The sequence below is a fragment of the Pantoea sp. NPDC088449 genome (assembly GCF_044753225.1).
Taxonomy (GTDB): domain Bacteria; phylum Pseudomonadota; class Gammaproteobacteria; order Enterobacterales; family Enterobacteriaceae; genus Pantoea; species Pantoea floridensis.
In genome coordinates, this window is the sequence record NZ_JBIVMT010000001.1 from 2269674 (window position 1) to 2286909 (window position 17236).

Annotated in this window: 17 protein-coding genes and 1 other RNA gene; 7 read left to right on the plus strand and 11 right to left on the minus strand. The window is 53.8% G+C overall.

Annotated features, from left to right (window positions below):
* Positions 1–130: 130 nt before the first annotated feature.
* Positions 131–1459: an ATP-dependent RNA helicase SrmB gene (gene srmB / locus ACIP6T_RS10815; RefSeq protein ID WP_400456857.1), complete on the plus strand. Its 1329-nt coding sequence runs from the start codon at positions 131–133 to the stop codon at positions 1457–1459.
* Between the two features lie 197 nt (positions 1460–1656).
* Here srmB and grcA read toward each other — a convergent pair whose 3' ends face one another.
* A complete protein-coding gene (grcA, locus tag ACIP6T_RS10820; RefSeq protein WP_097096391.1) occupies positions 1657–2040 on the minus strand; it encodes an autonomous glycyl radical cofactor GrcA in 384 nt (127 codons plus the stop codon).
* Between the two features lie 265 nt (positions 2041–2305).
* On the opposite strand from grcA, the gene ung reads away from it, so the two are divergent.
* On the plus strand, positions 2306–2983 hold the full coding sequence (ung, locus tag ACIP6T_RS10825) for a uracil-DNA glycosylase (RefSeq protein WP_345828688.1): 678 nt from the start codon (positions 2306–2308) through the stop codon (positions 2981–2983).
* Between the two features lie 46 nt (positions 2984–3029).
* On the opposite strand, the gene grpE is transcribed toward ung, so the two are convergent.
* On the minus strand, positions 3030–3608 hold the full coding sequence (grpE, locus tag ACIP6T_RS10830) for a nucleotide exchange factor GrpE (RefSeq protein WP_097097663.1): 579 nt from the start codon (positions 3606–3608) through the stop codon (positions 3030–3032).
* A 122-nt stretch (positions 3609–3730) separates the two neighbouring features.
* Here grpE and nadK point away from each other — a divergent pair, with 122 nt between their 5' ends.
* From nadK to bamE, 3 genes are all read left to right on the plus strand, one after another.
* Positions 3731–4609, plus strand: a complete 879-nt coding sequence (gene nadK / locus ACIP6T_RS10835; protein WP_097096389.1) for an NAD(+) kinase — start codon at positions 3731–3733, stop codon at positions 4607–4609.
* A gap of 85 nt (positions 4610–4694) precedes the next feature.
* On the plus strand, positions 4695–6356 hold the full coding sequence (gene recN / locus ACIP6T_RS10840; RefSeq protein WP_345828685.1) for a DNA repair protein RecN: 1662 nt from the start codon (positions 4695–4697) through the stop codon (positions 6354–6356).
* Between the two features lie 187 nt (positions 6357–6543).
* Positions 6544–6891, plus strand: a complete 348-nt coding sequence (bamE, locus tag ACIP6T_RS10845; RefSeq protein ID WP_097096387.1) for an outer membrane protein assembly factor BamE — start codon at positions 6544–6546, stop codon at positions 6889–6891.
* 52 nt (positions 6892–6943) lie between these two features.
* Here the strand turns inward: bamE and ACIP6T_RS10850 are convergent, their stop codons facing one another.
* Both ACIP6T_RS10850 and ACIP6T_RS10855 read right to left on the minus strand, forming a co-directional pair.
* Positions 6944–7234: an RnfH family protein gene (locus tag ACIP6T_RS10850; RefSeq protein WP_097096386.1), complete on the minus strand. Its 291-nt coding sequence runs from the start codon at positions 7232–7234 to the stop codon at positions 6944–6946.
* Entirely contained in the window at positions 7227–7661 is a 435-nt protein-coding gene (locus ACIP6T_RS10855; protein ID WP_097096385.1) for a type II toxin-antitoxin system RatA family toxin, read from the minus strand. The genes ACIP6T_RS10850 and ACIP6T_RS10855 overlap by 8 nt, the downstream gene beginning before the upstream one ends.
* A 159-nt stretch (positions 7662–7820) precedes the next feature.
* Between ACIP6T_RS10855 and smpB the strand changes: the two genes are divergently transcribed.
* Positions 7821–8303 carry an SsrA-binding protein SmpB gene (gene smpB / locus ACIP6T_RS10860; RefSeq protein WP_097096384.1) on the plus strand — a complete coding sequence of 161 codons (483 nt, stop codon included), beginning with the start codon at positions 7821–7823 and terminating at the stop codon, positions 8301–8303.
* Between the two features lie 44 nt (positions 8304–8347).
* Positions 8348–8710, plus strand: a transfer-messenger RNA (tmRNA) gene (gene ssrA / locus ACIP6T_RS10865).
* Positions 8711–8879: 169 nt separating this feature from the next.
* On the opposite strand, the gene ACIP6T_RS10870 is transcribed toward ssrA, so the two are convergent.
* Genes ACIP6T_RS10870 through ACIP6T_RS10900 form a run of 7 tightly spaced genes read right to left on the minus strand, consistent with a single transcriptional unit; the run spans position 8880 to position 17229 of the window.
* Positions 8880–12278, minus strand: a complete 3399-nt coding sequence (locus tag ACIP6T_RS10870) for a phage tail protein (protein WP_400456864.1) — start codon at positions 12276–12278, stop codon at positions 8880–8882.
* Between the two features lie 51 nt (positions 12279–12329).
* Positions 12330–12983, minus strand: coding sequence for a tail assembly protein (locus tag ACIP6T_RS10875; RefSeq protein ID WP_400456866.1), 654 nt, complete (start codon positions 12981–12983; stop codon positions 12330–12332).
* Positions 12958–13329 carry a C40 family peptidase gene (locus ACIP6T_RS10880; protein ID WP_400456868.1) on the minus strand — a complete coding sequence of 124 codons (372 nt, stop codon included), beginning with the start codon at positions 13327–13329 and terminating at the stop codon, positions 12958–12960. The genes ACIP6T_RS10875 and ACIP6T_RS10880 overlap by 26 nt, the downstream gene beginning before the upstream one ends.
* Positions 13329–14027, minus strand: a complete 699-nt coding sequence (locus ACIP6T_RS10885) for a phage minor tail protein L (RefSeq protein ID WP_097118634.1) — start codon at positions 14025–14027, stop codon at positions 13329–13331. The genes ACIP6T_RS10880 and ACIP6T_RS10885 overlap by 1 nt, the downstream gene beginning before the upstream one ends.
* A 10-nt stretch (positions 14028–14037) precedes the next feature.
* Positions 14038–14367, minus strand: a complete 330-nt coding sequence (locus ACIP6T_RS10890) for a phage tail protein (RefSeq protein WP_400456871.1) — start codon at positions 14365–14367, stop codon at positions 14038–14040.
* Positions 14367–16943, minus strand: coding sequence for a phage tail tape measure protein (locus ACIP6T_RS10895; protein WP_400456873.1), 2577 nt, complete (start codon positions 16941–16943; stop codon positions 14367–14369). The genes ACIP6T_RS10890 and ACIP6T_RS10895 overlap by 1 nt, the downstream gene beginning before the upstream one ends.
* Positions 16924–17229: a phage tail assembly protein T gene (locus tag ACIP6T_RS10900; protein ID WP_400456875.1), complete on the minus strand. Its 306-nt coding sequence runs from the start codon at positions 17227–17229 to the stop codon at positions 16924–16926. Before ACIP6T_RS10900 ends, ACIP6T_RS10895 begins: the two co-directional genes overlap by 20 nt.
* Positions 17230–17236 lie beyond the last annotated feature (7 nt).

Sequence of the window (17236 nt, forward strand, 5' to 3'; positions counted from 1 at the left end):
ATTGAATTTTTTACTGCCGGAAGTGTAACGTGGTGGGGATGGGAATTCACCTGCGCCTGTAATACCTACACAAACAGATGAAGATTATATTCGTTCTGTCTATAATCAGCGCCCCAAACTGAGGTAGACCATGACCGTAACCACATTCTCCGAACTCGAACTCGACGAAAGCCTGCTACAAGCTTTGCAGGAAAAAGGCTTCACTCGCCCTACTGTTATTCAGGCCGAGACCATTCCTGCCGCGCTGGAAGGCCGTGACGTTCTGGGTTCGGCTCCAACCGGGACGGGGAAAACTGCAGCGTTTTTGCTGCCCGCTTTACAGCATTTGCTCGATTTTCCGCGCAAAAAGTCAGGCCCACCGCGCATTCTGATTGTTACCCCGACGCGTGAACTGGCAATGCAGGTTGCCGATCACGCACGTGAACTGGCTAAACATACGCACCTTGATATCGCCACTATCACCGGCGGCGTGGCGTATATGAACCATGCTGAAGTCTTCAGCGAAAACCAGGATATCGTGGTGGCGACCACCGGCCGCTTACTGCAGTACATCAAAGAAGAGAACTTCGACTGCCGCGCCGTCGAAACGCTGATTCTTGATGAAGCTGACCGCATGCTCGACATGGGCTTCGCTCAGGATATCGAGACCATCGCCGCAGAAACCCGCTGGCGCAAACAGACGCTGCTGTTCTCTGCGACGCTGGAAGGCGAACACATTAAAGACTTCGCCGAGCGCTTGCTGAACGAGCCGGTTTTCATTGAGGCCGACCCAAGCAAAAGCGAACGTAAAAAGATTCAGCAATGGTATTACCGCGCCGACGACCTCGAGCATAAAAACAAGCTGCTGATTCACCTGCTGAACCAGCCCGATGCAACGCGCGTTATCGTGTTTGTACGCAAACGTGAGCGTCTGCATGAGCTGGTTACCTGGCTGCACGAAGCCGGTATTCGCACGAGCTATCTTGAAGGTGAAATGGTGCAGGTGAACCGTAACGAAGCCATCAAACGCATGAATGATGGCCGCGTTAAGGTGATGATCGCCACTGATGTTGCCGCGCGCGGTATCGATATTGACGATATTTCGCACGTCATTAACTACGATTTGCCGCGCACCGCTGATACCTACCTGCATCGTATCGGTCGTACTGCGCGTGCGGGCCGTAAAGGTACCGCGATCTCTCTGGTTGAAGCGCACGATCACGTGCTGCTGGGCAAAATCACCCGTTACATCAACGAACCGTTGAAAGCGCGCGTGATTGAAGAGCTGCGTCCAGCAAGCCGCGCGCCAAGTGCCAAAGTAACCGGAAAACCGTCGAAAAAGGCGCTGGCGAAGCGTAAAGAGAAGAAAGAGAAAGAAGAAGAGAAACCGCGCGTGAAAAAACGCCATCGCGATACCAAAAATGTCGGTAAACGCCGCAAGCCAAGCGGCAGCGAGGCGTCAGAATCCGGTGCGGAATAAAACAGCACTCACTACATTTAATCGCCTCTTTTGAGGCGATTTTTTTATTTAAGCGTAGCGAAATACTGCTTTCGCAGTGGAATTACTTTAAGACTACGATCCGGTCCACTGAACTGAACCCCTAAAAAGCAAAAAAGCCGCGTCGATAGGCCTCCACGCGGCTTGTATTGCTGTGTGTATTTTCGTCAGCGCTAAAATTACAGGCTTTCGGTGAACGTACGGGTAATCACATCACGCTGCTGTTCTGGCGTCAGCGCGTTGAAACGAACTGCATAACCAGAAACGCGGATGGTCAACTGCGGATATTTTTCTGGATGGTTTACCGCATCTTCCAGCGTTTCACGACGCAGTACGTTAACGTTCAGGTGCTGGCCACCTTCAATGCGCACCTGCGGTTTCTGTTCCAGCGGAATTTCACGATAGGCAATTTCACCCAAATCGCTGATCGCAACGATTTGATCTTCAACGAAATCACCTTTGGCGCACAGGCAGCGCGCTTCGGCTTTATCATCATCCAGCAACCAGAATGAATTCAATAGCTGTGGATTGTTTGCCTGAGTAATTTGAATACCGGTAATCATAGAAGGCCTCCAGGGCATTACGCCGTCGCATCAGGACGGCGAGGTTAATGACGTTATCGAATGCTCTGGTATATCACCGCGAGAAGACCGCTGTTTTGACCTGTATCAATTTCGCCCAATCATCAATCAGCGGTTTAAATCTAACAAATTGATTCATAACAATTTAAACAATTAACTTTTTCTGCAATTATTCAAATTATTTTTACCCTTCTGCTGTTGAGCATGACACGTTAAGCTAGTTGCAAAATTTTGCAGGGAGTCAATGATGGCTGAGAAGCTAACCTGGCACGACGTGCTGGCTGAAGAGAAAGAGAAACCTTACTTCGTTGAGACGCTCAAAGCGGTTGCCAATGAACGCGCCGCGGGCGTGACGGTTTATCCGCCGCAGAAGGATGTATTTAACGCCTTCCGCCTGACTGAATTGGGCGATATCAAAGTGGTCATTTTAGGGCAAGATCCCTACCACGGCCCAAATCAGGCACATGGATTGGCCTTTTCGGTGCTGCCAGGCGTGGCTATTCCGCCGTCACTGCTAAATATGTACAAAGAATTAGAGCAGGATATTCCCGGCTTTATTCGTCCGCAGCACGGTTTTCTTGAAAGCTGGGCGACGCAAGGCGTGATGTTGTTGAACACCGTGTTGACGGTGGAAGCCAGTAAGGCGCATTCACACGCGCGCTTTGGCTGGGAAACCTTTACGGATAACGTCATCAGCGCCATCAATCAACATCGCGAAGGCGTGATTTTCTTGCTGTGGGGATCGCACGCGCAGAAGAAAGGCAGCATCATCGATACTCAGCGACATCATGTATTGAAGGCGCCACATCCCTCTCCGCTCTCCGCACATCGCGGCTTTTTTGGTAGTAAACACTTTTCTCAGGCTAACGCGCTGCTAAGCCAATCAGGTCAAACGCCGATTGACTGGATGCCAATTTTGCCCTGAAAAACAAACGGCCGCATTCAGCGGCCGTTGTCATTACAGTAACGGATTAGCCTTTGGCTTTCGTCACTGCCACCATCGCCGGACGCAACAGGCGGCCGTTAAGGGTGTAACCGCGCTGCATCACCATCAGCACATGGTTTGGCGCCATATCGTCAGACTCCATCATTGACATCGCCTGATGGATTTCCGGGTTGAACGGCACGTTAGTATCGCCAACCACTTCTACACCAAACTTACGCACCGCGCCCAGCAGCGACTTCAGCGTCAGCTCGATGCCTTCAATCATCGAAGCCAGTTCGGCGTTATCTTTGTCTGCAACTTCCAGCGCGCGCTCCAGGCTATCAATCACTGGCAGCAGCTCGTTGGCAAATTTTTCCAGGGCAAACTTATGCGCCTTTTCTACATCCATCTCGGTACGGCGGCGGATGTTTTCGATCTCCGCTTGCGCACGCAGCTGTGCATCACGCACGCCGGTCTGCGACTGTGCTAATTCAGCTTCCAGTTGCGCGATACGTTCATCACGAGGATCCACCTCAGCGGTTGTCTCTGCGTCCACGTGCTGCTGATCCTGTTGAATTTCTTCTGAGACTTGCTCGTTTGGGGTGTTCTGTTCTTTACTACTCATGAATTTCTCCGCGTTTTGCACATTCATCTCGCTGGTTGGCTTATTATGGGGATCAGTTTGACGGTTTCAAGTAAACCCATCACATTGCCTGGCCGTTTTGGCTTATAAGGAACTCGCGCTAAATGAACAAACACTTTAACTGCATCGGGATTGTCGGTCATCCGCGTCATCCTACGGCGTTAACCACCCATGAAATGCTCTGGCGCTGGCTAACAGCGAAGGGCTATGAGGTGATTGTTGAGCAGCAGATTGCGCGCGAGCTGGATTTAAAAAACGCCGAAACCGGCAGCCTGGCGGACATTGGCCAACGTGCCGATTTAGCCGTGGTTGTTGGTGGTGATGGCAATATGCTCGGCGCGGCACGCGTATTGGCGCGCTATGACATCAAAGTCATCGGCATTAACCGTGGCAATCTCGGTTTTCTCACCGATCTCGATCCAGACAACGCACAACAGCAGCTTGATGATGTGTTGCAGGGCGACTATTTCGTTGAAAGCCGCTTCTTGCTGGAGGCGCAGGTGTGCAAGGAAGCGTGTTCACCGCGAATTGGCAGCGCCATCAATGAGGTCGTGCTACATCCCGGTAAAGTGGCGCACATGATTGAATTTGAAGTCTATATTGATGAGGTTTTCGCTTTTTCACAGCGCTCCGATGGACTGATTATCTCTACGCCAACCGGCTCAACAGCCTATTCGCTCTCGGCTGGCGGCCCTATTCTTACGCCATCGCTGGACGCGATTACCCTGGTGCCGATGTTCCCGCATACGCTCTCCGCGCGTCCGCTGGTGATCAATAGCAGCAGTACGATTCGCCTGCGCTTTTCATCTTTGCGTAGCGATCTGGAGATCAGCTGCGACAGCCAGATCGCCCTACCAATCCAGGAAGGTGAAGATGTCCTCATTCGTCGCAGCGCCAATCATTTGAACCTCATCCATCCAAAAAACTATAACTATTTTAATACGTTAAGTTCAAAGCTAGGCTGGTCAAAAAAATTGTTCTGAAAATCACCGCTGAGCACTTTACTGTATAAAAAACCAGTTTATACTGTATGTAAAACCATATCTGTTTTTACATACAGGTGATTCTATGTTGGCACAATTGACCATCAGTAACTTTGCTATCGTTCGTGAACTGGAGATCGACTTTCATCGTGGTATGACGGCGATCACGGGAGAAACCGGCGCAGGTAAATCCATCGCAATCGATGCGCTGGGTCTGTGTTTGGGCGGCCGCGCTGAAGCAGATATGGTGCGTCAGGGTGCCAGTCGCGCGGATATCTGCGCCCGCTTCCAGTTGAAATCGTCCCCCTCAGCGCAACGCTGGCTGGTAGAAAATCAGCTGGATGAAGGAAACGAATGCCTGCTGCGTCGCGTGATTAGTGCCGACGGACGGTCGCGTGGCTTTATTAATGGTACATCGGTGCCGTTGTCGCAGTTACGTGAATTGGGTCAATTATTGATTCAAATTCACGGCCAGCATGCCCATCAACTGCTGCTGAAATCGGATCATCAAAAACATCTGCTGGATGCGTACGCTGCCCATGATGGCGTGCTGGCTGAGATGCGCCAGCATTACCAGCGCTGGCATCAGAGCTGCCGGGCATTGGCGCAGCATCAGCAGCTTTCACAAGAGCGCGAATCGCGTCGTGAGCTGCTGCAGTATCAATTAAAAGAACTCAATGAATTTGCCCCTCAGTCAGGCGAATTTGAACAGATTGATGAAGAGTACAAACGCCTGGCAAACAGCGGCCAACTGCTTTCGACCAGCCAGCAGGCGCTGCAAATCTTGGCCGATGGTGATGACACGAATCTGCAAAGCCTGCTGTATAGCGCTCGCAATATGCTGGGTGAGCTGCTGACGTTGGATAATAAAGTCAGCGGCGTATTCAATCTGCTGGAAGAAGCGGCAATTCAACTCAGTGAAGCCAGCGACGAACTGCGCCATTATTGTGAACGTCTGGATCTCGATCCCAACCGTCTGCATGAACTGGAGCAACGTCTGTCACGACAGATTGCCCTTTCGCGTAAGCATCACGTTTCCCCTGAAGCCTTACCCGTTCTTTACCAGCAATTGCTTGATGAAGCGGAGCAGCTGTCGCAGCAAGAGAGCGACCAGGAGCTTCTGCAGTCTGAGGTGGTAGCCCATCATCAGGCAGCATTAGCCAGTGCGGAAAAACTGCATCAACTGCGTGAACATTCGGCGCAGGAATTGAGCCAACTGATCACACAAAGCATGCGCACCTTAGCCATGCCGCACGGCCAGTTTGCCATTGTGCTGGAGTTCAATGCCGATCAACTCACCGCTGATGGCGCGACGCGCATTGATTTTCGCGTAACCACTAACCCAGGCCAACCCTTACAGCCGCTAGGTAAAGTGGCTTCGGGTGGTGAACTGTCGCGTATAGCTCTCGCGATTCAGGTGATCACCGCGCAGAAAATGGAAACGCCAGCGATGATTTTCGATGAAGTGGATGTCGGCATCAGCGGCCCAACCGCCGCTGTCGTGGGGCAAATGCTCCGTCAGCTTGGCGAGTCAACGCAGGTGATGTGTGTAACGCATCTGCCGCAGGTTGCCGGTTGTGGCCATCAGCACTTCTATGTCAGCAAAGAAACAGATGGTGCGATGACGGAAACCCATATGCAGCCGCTGGACAAACGTGCCCGCCTGCAAGAGTTAGCCCGTTTACTGGGCGGAAGCGAAGTCACGCGTAACACGCTGGCTAACGCTAAAGAACTTTTAGCCGCCTGATAACGCACTTTTTTTCCGACTGGTGGTCTTATGCTTGCTCTGTAGAGGTTTCAAATAGCGAAAAGGTTTATTATCATCGGCTGTTATAAAGATCGAGTGATAAAGCCTGCCGCAGGCAGAGTTCAGAATTTGATGGCAGAAAAATAGCCTGCTGAAAGGCGTTTGGCCCCAGAAAAGGAATGTATAGATGCGCTGTAAAACGCTGACTGCCGCGGCAGTAGTAATGTTGATGATGACCGCCGGATGTTCCACCCTTGAGCGCGTTGTGTATCGTCCGGATATCAATCAGGGGAACTACCTGGTCGCCAACGATGTGTCGAAGATTCATAACGGTATGACGCAGCAGCAGGTCGCCTATACCCTTGGCACGCCGATGATGCATGATCCCTTTGGCAGCAACGTTTGGTATTACGTGTTCCGTCAGGAACCAGGCCATGAAGGCGTTAAACAGCAGACGCTGACCTTGACCTTCGACAGCAATGGTACGTTGACCAACATTGATAACAAACCAAAGCTCTCTGGTAGCGAAGGCTAAGTGAACACCATAAAAAAAGGCGCCTGGGCGCCTTTTTTGTTTTTAATCTCAGCTATTTCTTCTCAGCGGAACGTTCTGCACGTTGACGACGCAATTCTTTAGGGTCAGCGATCAGTGGACGATAGATTTCAATACGATCCCCATCCTGCACAACATCGCCTGGCTTCACAGGGCGACTATAAATACCAACTTTGTTGCTATTTAAGTCAATATCCTTACGTAGCGACAACAAACCCGATGCGTTAATGGCTTGCTCAACCGTTGTGCCCTCTGCCACTTTTATCGAGCGCAAATACTGCTTATCGGGCAACGCGTAAACCACCTCGACGCTGATATCAGGCACGATATACCTCTTTCGCGCGCTGACTGAACGCCTGCACCATGCTGTTGGCAAGCTCTTTAAAGATACGGCCAAATGCCATTTCAACCAGCATATTGGTAAATTCAAAATCGAGATTCAACTCAACTTTACAAGCATCATCACCTAATGAAGTGAAGTGCCAACCGCCTGTCAATTTTCGAAATGGGCCATCCACCAGCTGCATTAAAATACTCTGGTTACTGATCAACGTATTGCGGGTGGTGAAGGTTTTACTGATGCCCGCTTTCGAGACATCAACCGCCGCAGTCATTTGATCTCCGTTGTTATCCAGCACGCGGCTGCCCGTGCAGCCCGGCAGAAACTGAGGATATGCGTCCACATCATTCACAAGACGGTACATTTGCGCAGCGCTATAAGGGACCAGCGCTGAACGACTAATCTGGGCCATAATGGTTCCTGTTCGTCACAAAACCATTGAATAATACCATTTTCGGTCACCAAACAAAAATTCACGGCTTTGCCTGGTGTGCTAAAATGGAGTGTTTTTTACCGCCCTGCAGGACAGGGGATGCGCCCATAAACTGAGTGATGTAGACTACGCCGCACTATGACAAAGAAAAAAGCTAACAAACCCGGTTCAGCCACTATTGCCCTCAATAAACGCGCACGCCATGAATACTTCATTGAAGAAGAGTTTGAGGCGGGTATGTCGTTACAAGGATGGGAAGTCAAATCACTCCGTGCCGGCAAGGCTAACATCAGCGATAGCTACATACTGCTGCGCGATGGCGAAGCTTATCTGTTCGGCTCGACTTTCCAGCCGCTGGCCGTTGCCTCAACACACGTGGTGTGTGATCCCACGCGCAATCGTAAGCTGCTGCTGAACCAGCGCGAACTTGATTCGCTGTACGGTCGTGTTAACCGCGAAGGTTTTACCGTGGTTGCACTATCAATGTATTGGAAAAATGCCTGGGCCAAACTGAAAATCGGCGTGGCACGCGGCAAGAAAGAACATGACAAACGTGACGATGTTAAAGAACGTGAATGGAAAATGGATAAAGCACGTATCATGAAGAATTCAAAGCGTTAAGCGCTGGATTTCAACGTCTGTTTTCTGTAGTATAGAAATTTCTTGGGGCTGATTCTGGACTCGACGGGATTGTGAAGCCTTAGGAGCATGCCGAGGGGCGGTTTGCCTCGTAAAAAGCCGCAAAAAAATAGTCGCAAACGACGAAAACTACGCTTTAGCAGCTTAATAACCTGCTTTAAAGCCCTCTCTCCCTAGCTTCCGCTCTTAAGACGGGGATCAAGAGAGGTCAAACCCAAAAGAGATCGTGTGGATGCCTTGCCTGGGGTTGAAGCACTAAATCTAATCAGGCTAGTTTGTCAGTGGCGTGTCTGTCCGCAGCTGGCCGGCGAATGTAAAGACTGACTAAGCATGTAGTGCCGACGGTGTAGTAATTTCGGACGCGGGTTCAACTCCCGCCAGCTCCACCAAAAAAAGTTGGACAGTGGGAAGACAACGACTTGTAAGTCAGCACGTTAACCACTGCGTCCGGGCAGGAACCAGCCTGAAACCGGACAAACCGAGATACGCAAAAGAGCCCCGGCTCCTGAGCGACAAAAAAGCCCGCGCAAGCGGGCTTTTTTGTGTCTGTATCTTTTATTACACGCTTCCGCTTGTGATAAAAGCATTTCCCGCCCGATATACAGCGAAGCGGGGTACCTCGCCTGCTGGCGGCTTGCAGTATACCGATGATGAGCGGTAAGAATCGCCAATCTTCATCATCAGTGCATGCTGCTTACCACGGCCAATCGCTGGCAGTCTGATGCCCTGTAGCCTGAAATTCATGCCCGGCAGCCGCCCCTTATTTCCCGTATCGGCCTTACAGAGATGTTTTTCTTCACCCTCGCTACTTAAAAGAAGATGAAATTGCTGCCTCTGTCTCCGGCATTCAGCCGTCACGGTCAGGTTTGTATCCAGAATGCGATCAAAGTTTTCGCCCGCAATGTGAAAGATGACGTGCCATCCACCGGTGTCTGACCAGCTGAATTTGCCGGACGGCAAATCAATCCCGCCAGACTGTGCGTTGTAAATATCCCCGGTAATGTGCTTCGCATCCAGCGTCCCATCAATGGTGCAGGTGTCCTTAATGAGTACATTATCCAGCTCCCCCTTTAACGCACGGATCGTTCCACTGATGTCCGCTTTTTTTGCCGTAAGCTTTCCTTCAGGTGTCAGCTCAAACGCGGGCGGCGTACCGCTGCCGGTAATGCTGACCGCCTGCAGTTTTTTGATAAGGGCTTCATCAAAGAATATCCGGTCGTCCTCAATCACCAGGGCGGGAGAGTGATTACCGTTCCGGGGATTGACGAACGCCACGCGATCCGCGGCCATTAAAATCTGGCTCTGCATTCCGTCAGGCTTTTCCTCAATCCCCATGCCGAAGCCCGCCAGGCAGTACTTACCGTCTCTTAGCTGCTGCATCTTCACTGACCACAAGGAATTAAGATGTCCCTGCGTATCAGTCCAGCTCTTACTGATTTCCTCGATTTTCGACGCGCCCTTACCGAGCACCGTCATTTTCTGAAGTAAATCTTTTCCCAGGTGAGTGTCGGTAATTTTGTCTTTAAAGAATTCCAGGTAGCCATCGGCATCTTCGCTGGCACGTGCGATTTTCTCAAGGTAGTCCGATTTACCCAACGGATTCACGCTTCGCACATAGAAGTAATAATTCCTATCATGCTTTAACCCGTCTTTTATCCAGCTGGTGCCCTCCCCGAGATACTGCGCCTGAGTTTCCACATCGGCGGAATTCGAAATTTTGTGAGTGGCAAAATAAAATTCATAACGGACGGTGGCGTCATAAACGGCCTGATGCGGTACCAGCGTTACCTGGAAATAGCCTGGTGTCACGTCAACGGACACGGGAGGCTCTGGTGCGGCAACCGTAATGCCGGTCATAACCGGTTCACTTTTCTGCCCGGCCTCATTAAGAGACCAGACGGACACCCTGTAGCCCCCGGGGTCAGGGAGCGTGAACGTACATTCAGGCTTGTCCACCCTGTGACTGAACACAAGGTTACCCGAAGCGTCATCGCCGCGCGTGACCCGGATGTCAAATCGCGCGCTGCTGAGGGTGCGCAGGATTTCCCATCGGGCGATGGCATGAATGTGGCCGGATGAGGCGCTGACGCTGACATGAAGATGCCGGACAGCGGGCGGTAACATGCCGTGCTCGCTGGCCGGGGGTTCTGAAAAGCGCCTGCCTTCGTCCACCCGCGCTTGCTTTTCCGGACAGTGCTGAAGCGCAGTCACGGCATAGCCGCCGTTTTCGCTTTCACGAATGGCCACGCAGCGAAACAGGCGCTGCCGCAGACCCGGCAGTTTCAGTCCCCAGACGCTTAATGACATTATGCCTTCAGGCATGCTGTCCACTTCGACACAGTCAGGTTCGGGATGACCGGTCACGCTGACGGTCACAGGCTGTCCGGTCTCGCTTATCAGATTCAGCGTGGCGCGCCCCTTTCCTGGAAGAGACACAGGGCGGTCAAGCCTGAGTAGTTTTTTCTCAGGCTCTGCGGCAATGATCCGGCCACCGGTTGCGGTCCCGGCATAATCGTTGTCGCAAATTTCGAAGATATCACCAGGGATATGACGCAGCCCTTCAGCCCCCACACAAAAATCGACGGTCTGGGTTTCCAGCAATTCGGTCTCAATAATCCATAATCCGTGACGGTGTGCCTGCCCCCGACTGGTACAACCAAACGCATCGACTTTCAGCAGGTTTCGCCCGTAGCGTTTTATGGCCTCACGGTCTTCCACCAGCTCAACCGACGGCTGCCAGTTATTATGGGGATCAATAAAGCTCACCTCGATCGCGTTGTGACGGTCCTTCAGTGCGCTGAAGCTGTAGTGAAACTGGCCACCGGCCACGCTGGCATTGGTGTAAGTCCAGACAGTGTCTGAGGGCGCATCCGGAATAAATGTCAGCCGCTGGCCGTTCCATACGGGCATGCAGCGCATCATGGCGCAGAAATCACTGATGGCATCAAACGTCTTTCGCTGCTGCGTGAGCCAGGCGTTGCAGCGGATACGCGGCTCCTGTCCGCCATACCCGTCGCCAACGCTTTCATCACAGTATCGTGCAATGTTAAACAGCGCCCACTTATCGACATCGGCAATGCCCATCCGCCTGCCCAGACCATAACGCGGGTGTGTCAGCAGGTCATACAGACACCATGCCGGGTTGTCCGTCCAGGCTTCCTTAAAATCGCCGTTCCAGCGATCGCTGGCATAGCTTCGCGTCAAGGGATCGTAGGTAACAGGCACCTTTACCAGTCGTCCTCGCATCTGATAACTACGCTGTGCCCGCTGGTTGCCTGATTTTTCTGAATCAATCTTCAGCCCCACGACCGCCGTGCAGGGATAGCACTGCCGGATATCGGTGATTTCTGTATAAGAAGACCAGAAGGTTTTATTGAACAGGTGGTTATCGGTACTGTCCGTCGTCACGCGTTGTACACGAACATCAAAGGGAGGTGTTGGCAGGTCTTCAAGAACGACTGAAAACGCATACGGCTCATGCGTACAACCCTTCACGGTGATGTCTTTTTCTGTTTTCCAGCCTGCAGGATGCCGAATATGAATCTGCAGGTTAACCGATGTATCCTGCGTTTCGCCTTTTTTGTTGACCGAGAAAAGCTGGTGAACGCCCAGCGTTAGGCGAAGCCGGTCGGTTTCTTTTCCATCCACCGTGCGGGTGACGGCATACTGCGCGGTGATGTCAGCATTAATCAGCTTTTCCCGGGCTGATGACTCAAATCCGCTCAGCGGTGGCTGTTCAGCGGTTCCGGCATGAAAATGCATGTTCACGCCCTGTATGTTTACCTGTCCGTCCGTTCCCAGCACAGGGGTGCCGTTAACTAATACACTCTTCAGGCCGCTGACTGGGCCCGCAATGGGCCCCTCGCTGATAATATCGATGACACTCAGAACCTGAGATGAGCGTAGATTGTCAGATTTGTCATGTGGCGTTTTATCGTGATGATGGAAGATGCTCATGAATTCATCCTGCGGGAAATGATCAGGGATGCACCCTTTTCTGTCTCCCGATTAATGGCCAATAACAATTGTCTTACCCTCCCCACTCAAATCCCGGGTGGCGATCTCCTGAGAAATCACGCGTGACCCCACTCGCATTTCCCCATACAGGACCGGTACCGGTGTGCCCTGGGCCATCATGTTTTCTGTACCAGAAAACCATGAGCTTTTTCGGTTTAGATCATCAGCGGTTGCTGGCCGGGGTGCCAGTAACTGCGCTGCGCCGCCCAGCATCAGGCTGGCCCCCAGAGAAAATGCGGCCCCACTCAGCGAAAGCGTCGTCGCCCCCAAAGTCCAGGCGAAAGCGTTCAGGCCAGGGATAAATGACGCCGCAATGAGCGCAGCTCCCGCAAACAGCTGAAGCAGCCCCCGCCGTGAAGCCCCTTGCAGACGGGGAACCAGATGAACAACGGCACCGGCCGGAAGTTTTTCATGCAGACGGGCATGCAGGTTGCCAGTATCAAGATCGCTGCCGGCGATACGTACCTGATAAAGACCTTCACGAAACTGGCGTCTGAACTCACCGGACTGCATCACCAGCGCATGCAGCGCCTCTGCCGCCGTCATCACATGCAGATCAATACGCCTGCCAAACCGGGCAAGATTGCCATACAGGCACACCCGGACGGACCGGGCGGTTTCAGGGGAGGCTGTGCTCATTTTCATCTTCCGCTCCAAAACAATAAATTTGGCCTTCACACACCAGCCACCAGCTGCAGGCGCTGTGCGTCATTGCGGCTTTGTCCGCAGGACTCAGTTCAGGTGGCCCATCAGGATGGCTGTGAACCAGCGCGATAATCGTGCCGGCGGCAGAGGCACTCAGGTAATCTTCAGGCGCGATCAGAAAGTGCTGACAGGGGTCAGCGGACGCGTTAATGCAGGGGAGATACTGATGACCGACCGGTGTCCGGATGATCAGGCCACAGCACTCCTCCGGGTGACAAGCGCGGGCATGACACAGGATCGCTTTCGTCAGGCGTTCGCGTGTTACGGCACTGAATGTGTATGTCATTACGCAGAACACGTCTCAATCGACAGAAACCCGCCAAAGCGCCTGATGTTATGCCGTAGACGGCAACCTGCCGCACAGTTGCCGCAGTGATCCTGGACAATGTCTGTCACCGGCTGGCCATTGCTGTCTGCGACAGCCGGCCCGGCGTAACCGCACTCTGCGGAGCGGTATGCCCAGGGGCAGAGGTCAGCCAGCATAATGCGCCCGGGACACATCAGTCCGTCGGTTTCCGTCGGCACGGCCAGGATAAACCGGGCCGTCAGAGACGTGAGTTCCGCCAGCTGCTCGATAACATAACGACTGACGACTTCCTGCTGCGGATCCGCGTCCGGATTACCGAGCCTGAAATTTACCGCGTCCAGAAAGCGGGCGCAGACTGAACGGCGAGTGACCGTTGCACCCACGAGGCTCTGATACGCTTCGGCCAGACCCGTCACAATGCCATACAGATTGGAGACCACGAGCGACGGCCGTGCTGCCGCCCCCCTGCCGCTCATACTGCTCTCTTCCATTCTGACGGGATATGGCCGGTATCGACGCTTTTGCCAGACAACCGATTTACCGTATTCGTTCTGCTCGTTGCAGAAGAAATAACGCTGACCGCCGGTTGCCGACAGATCGGCTTCCCAGAGGTCGATTCGGGCAGACGACGCTGTCCGGATAAGTTCGCTCAGTGTATGAGCAGGGATCGTATTCATTCAGGCTACCTCATGCCGGAACCCGTTCAAATTCGCCGGTTATTTCCGTACGCTTTGCCATTCTCACTGCTGACCAGCGTCGGCAGACGAAGATCGCGGGTGCTGACTGGCCTGGCGGCTGCCATAAAAATGCACTGACGCCACCGTGTTGCGAGAGAAAGTCATCTACAGCCTGCATAGTCGCGTGCGGTCCCGACAGCATGATGCTATAGCGGCTTTGCACGCCATTTATGCCATCCGCGCGCCGCTGCTCATACCCGTCACCAAAGCGGATAGTCTGCACGCGCGGCTCACGCTCCGTGCGCATGCCCGGCCTGACTTTCCAGCTAAAGGTTTTCATCAGGCACGGCCTCCGCTCATCATGCCGCCGTCACGCTGCTGCTGCAGGAAGAAATCCTTCGCGCCCTGGCGCCCCAGCTCGTACATCGTTCTGGCGGCCTCCGGCCCGAGCTGCCCGTTGCGGCCATCGTTGTGAATGGTTACGTTAAAGGTAGGTGCGTAATTCATGCCAGCGCCCGTCATTCTTGCCACCACGCCAAGCTTGCCGTCGGCACCACGACGCAGGGGAAAAATGCCCTCCGGTCCGGCTTCCCCCATGACGCCAGCGCCGTGGGCAAACGCAAACAGTGTCGGCGTACGCACCACCGTTCCGCTGAAAGCACGAAGCCCCCGTGAATGAAAGACGCCCCCCTGCGCGTGAAATGACAGCGCCTGCTGTTTAAGCAGGTCGGAGAAGATATCCACGCCTTTCACCAACGTCATTTTCACCAGCACCTGGGTGAGCATGCTCAATACTGACCGGGTAAAGTCGCGAAAACCGGCCTTCCCCTCCGTCAGCAGGGTGCTCAGCTGCGTACTCAATCCGTCCAGCGCACGTGAGGAAACCTCTTTTATCCGACTGTTTGCATCAAGTGCCGCATCACGGTATTCAGCCCACCCGCTTTTTGCGCCCGCCAGCCAGTCAGCCCGGAGCTTTTCTTCAGCCTGCCAGGTCTTTTGCTGCGCCTTCAGCACCGCTGACAGAACGTCTGGTGCCTCTGAATACGTGGCACTGAGCCGGACAACGCTGGCATGCTGCCGCGCCTCCCGGGCCGACAGGCCGTGTTCAAGCGCCGCAATTTCCGCCTGCCGCGTGCGCTGCTGCTCCGTAAATTTTCCAGCCTGCGCCTGAAGCTGATTCATGCGTTCCTGAAGCGCAACTTCATCCCCCAGCACGGCCAGTTTTTCCTGCTGAAGCAGGACGCTGGCTTTGGCAGTAATCAGGGATTTTTCCTCACGACTCAGCTGACGCTTCTGTGCCGCCGCTTCCAGAACATGGAATTTAGCCTGAGAAGCCCAGAGGTCTTTGCGCTGCTGGCTGACAATACCGGCTTCCTGATGTGTTTTCAGTGCATGAAGCCGGGCCTGCAGCGCCAGCATGTCGGCCTGCGCCTTTTCGCCTGCGAGGGCAGCCGCCGACGGCTGATGTGCGTCCCGCCGTTTTCGGCGGCCTGCGACAAGCGTGTCATAGCGCTGTTTTTCACGGCGCATCGCCTCCTCTTTAACCTCACGGGATGCCCATGAATGGCGGATAACTGACAGCGCGCGCTGATGTTTTTCCTCTTCCGTTTCGTACTGCTTTTTCAGGCTCTGGTCAGCATCGAAACGGCGCTTCTTACGGATTTCCGCATCCTGCTCTGCTTTATCCCGGGCGGCCTTCAGATCACGCTGAAACTTTTGGTCTTCCAGCCGGGAAAGCCTGTCCCTGTCCCGTTGCATGACAGGTATCCAGGCTTTGCCCAGACCCTTTCCACCCGCGTTCAGTTTCTCCTTTAAAGCAGCAATCTGCTCTTCAAGCGATCGCTCCCGTCCGATGCCCAGCATGACATCCCAGGCACCCGCAGCCGTCTCCCCCAGCCATTTCCAGGTTTTCTCAAGCGTCCCCAGACTCTGCGTGACCTCGTTACTTCGGGTTCGCATGGCTTGCGCATAGCGATCCATGGCCAGCGCTGCCGCATCCGTTTCACGCCCCTGTTCAGCCAGACGGGTGATGTTTTCCAGCTCGGCTTCCGTCAGTAAGTGCAGGGATTTATCCAGCTCGCGAACGGCAGCCACAGGTGTGTCCTGAAGCCGTGCAAACTGCCGGATAGTTTCTTCTGTGGCCTGACCGGTTACGGCTTTAAGACGGGCCGCAACATCAGCGACCTGCCTGATGTGCTGCTCGCTGAACAAACCTGAGCCAGTAACCTCTGCCAGTACGTCTGCGGCTTCATGCTGAGTGATACCGTTTCCCTTCAGAGTCCGGCTCATCACCTGCAGCGCTGAGGTTGTGTGGGCGGCATAGTGACCGGTCAGGATCAGGGCTTTATTGAATGCTTCCGCTTCCTGGCTGCCCTGATACCACGCCCTGCCCAGCCCCCAGACAGCGGCGGCAATACCACCAACAACGCCTGCCACGCCCAGGCCGCGCAGGGTCATCAGCTTCTCAATCCACCCGGCATTGTTGGCGAGCGTAATACCGGAACCACGAAGCGCACCAAAATTACCCCTGGCCACTTCACCAAGTAAAACACCAAGTTCGCGTCGCGCCGCCGCGCTCTCGAGGCCCAGCGAATGCGTCGTCTGACGCGCCGATTCCAGCTTACGGATATAAATATCTGCCGCATCACCCAGTCCCAGCTGTGCCGCACGCGTTCTCAAAAGCTCTTCACGTGAAAGTCGCTGTGTGGCCAGCTGCGCTTTCAGCTGGCTGAGAAAACGGGCTTTTGCCTGGGAGGCCAGCACTTCAGCGCGTGAGGCGGAAGAAACCTGCTTCGCGGTGCGCCCGGCCTGCTGACCCGCATTTTTCAGCTGCCGCTCGACCCGCCCCATCTGTTCATGAAAACGGGTGGTTTCAGCACCAAGGTTTACGACGAGGTCAGCAATCTGCTGGGACATGCCGTTCTCCTCCCATGGATTCTGCCATAGCCATCAGCATGTCATCAGTCATGCGTTCATCGGGTCCCGATGGTGCGAGCAGGCTGAAATCTTCGGCCTTTAATGTGCAGTCACCTGCCTTGAGCGCAACCAGCGTACTGCTGAGTGCAGCAAATTCAGCATCCAGCAGACGGTGGCTGAAAGGCGTATGCGAGAAATAGCGCTGCCAGTCGGACAGCTCAGATGACGTCATCTCGCTCAGCATGCGGTGCCAGTCCGGGCGCTGAAACTCGTGGGCCAGACACATGATAAAT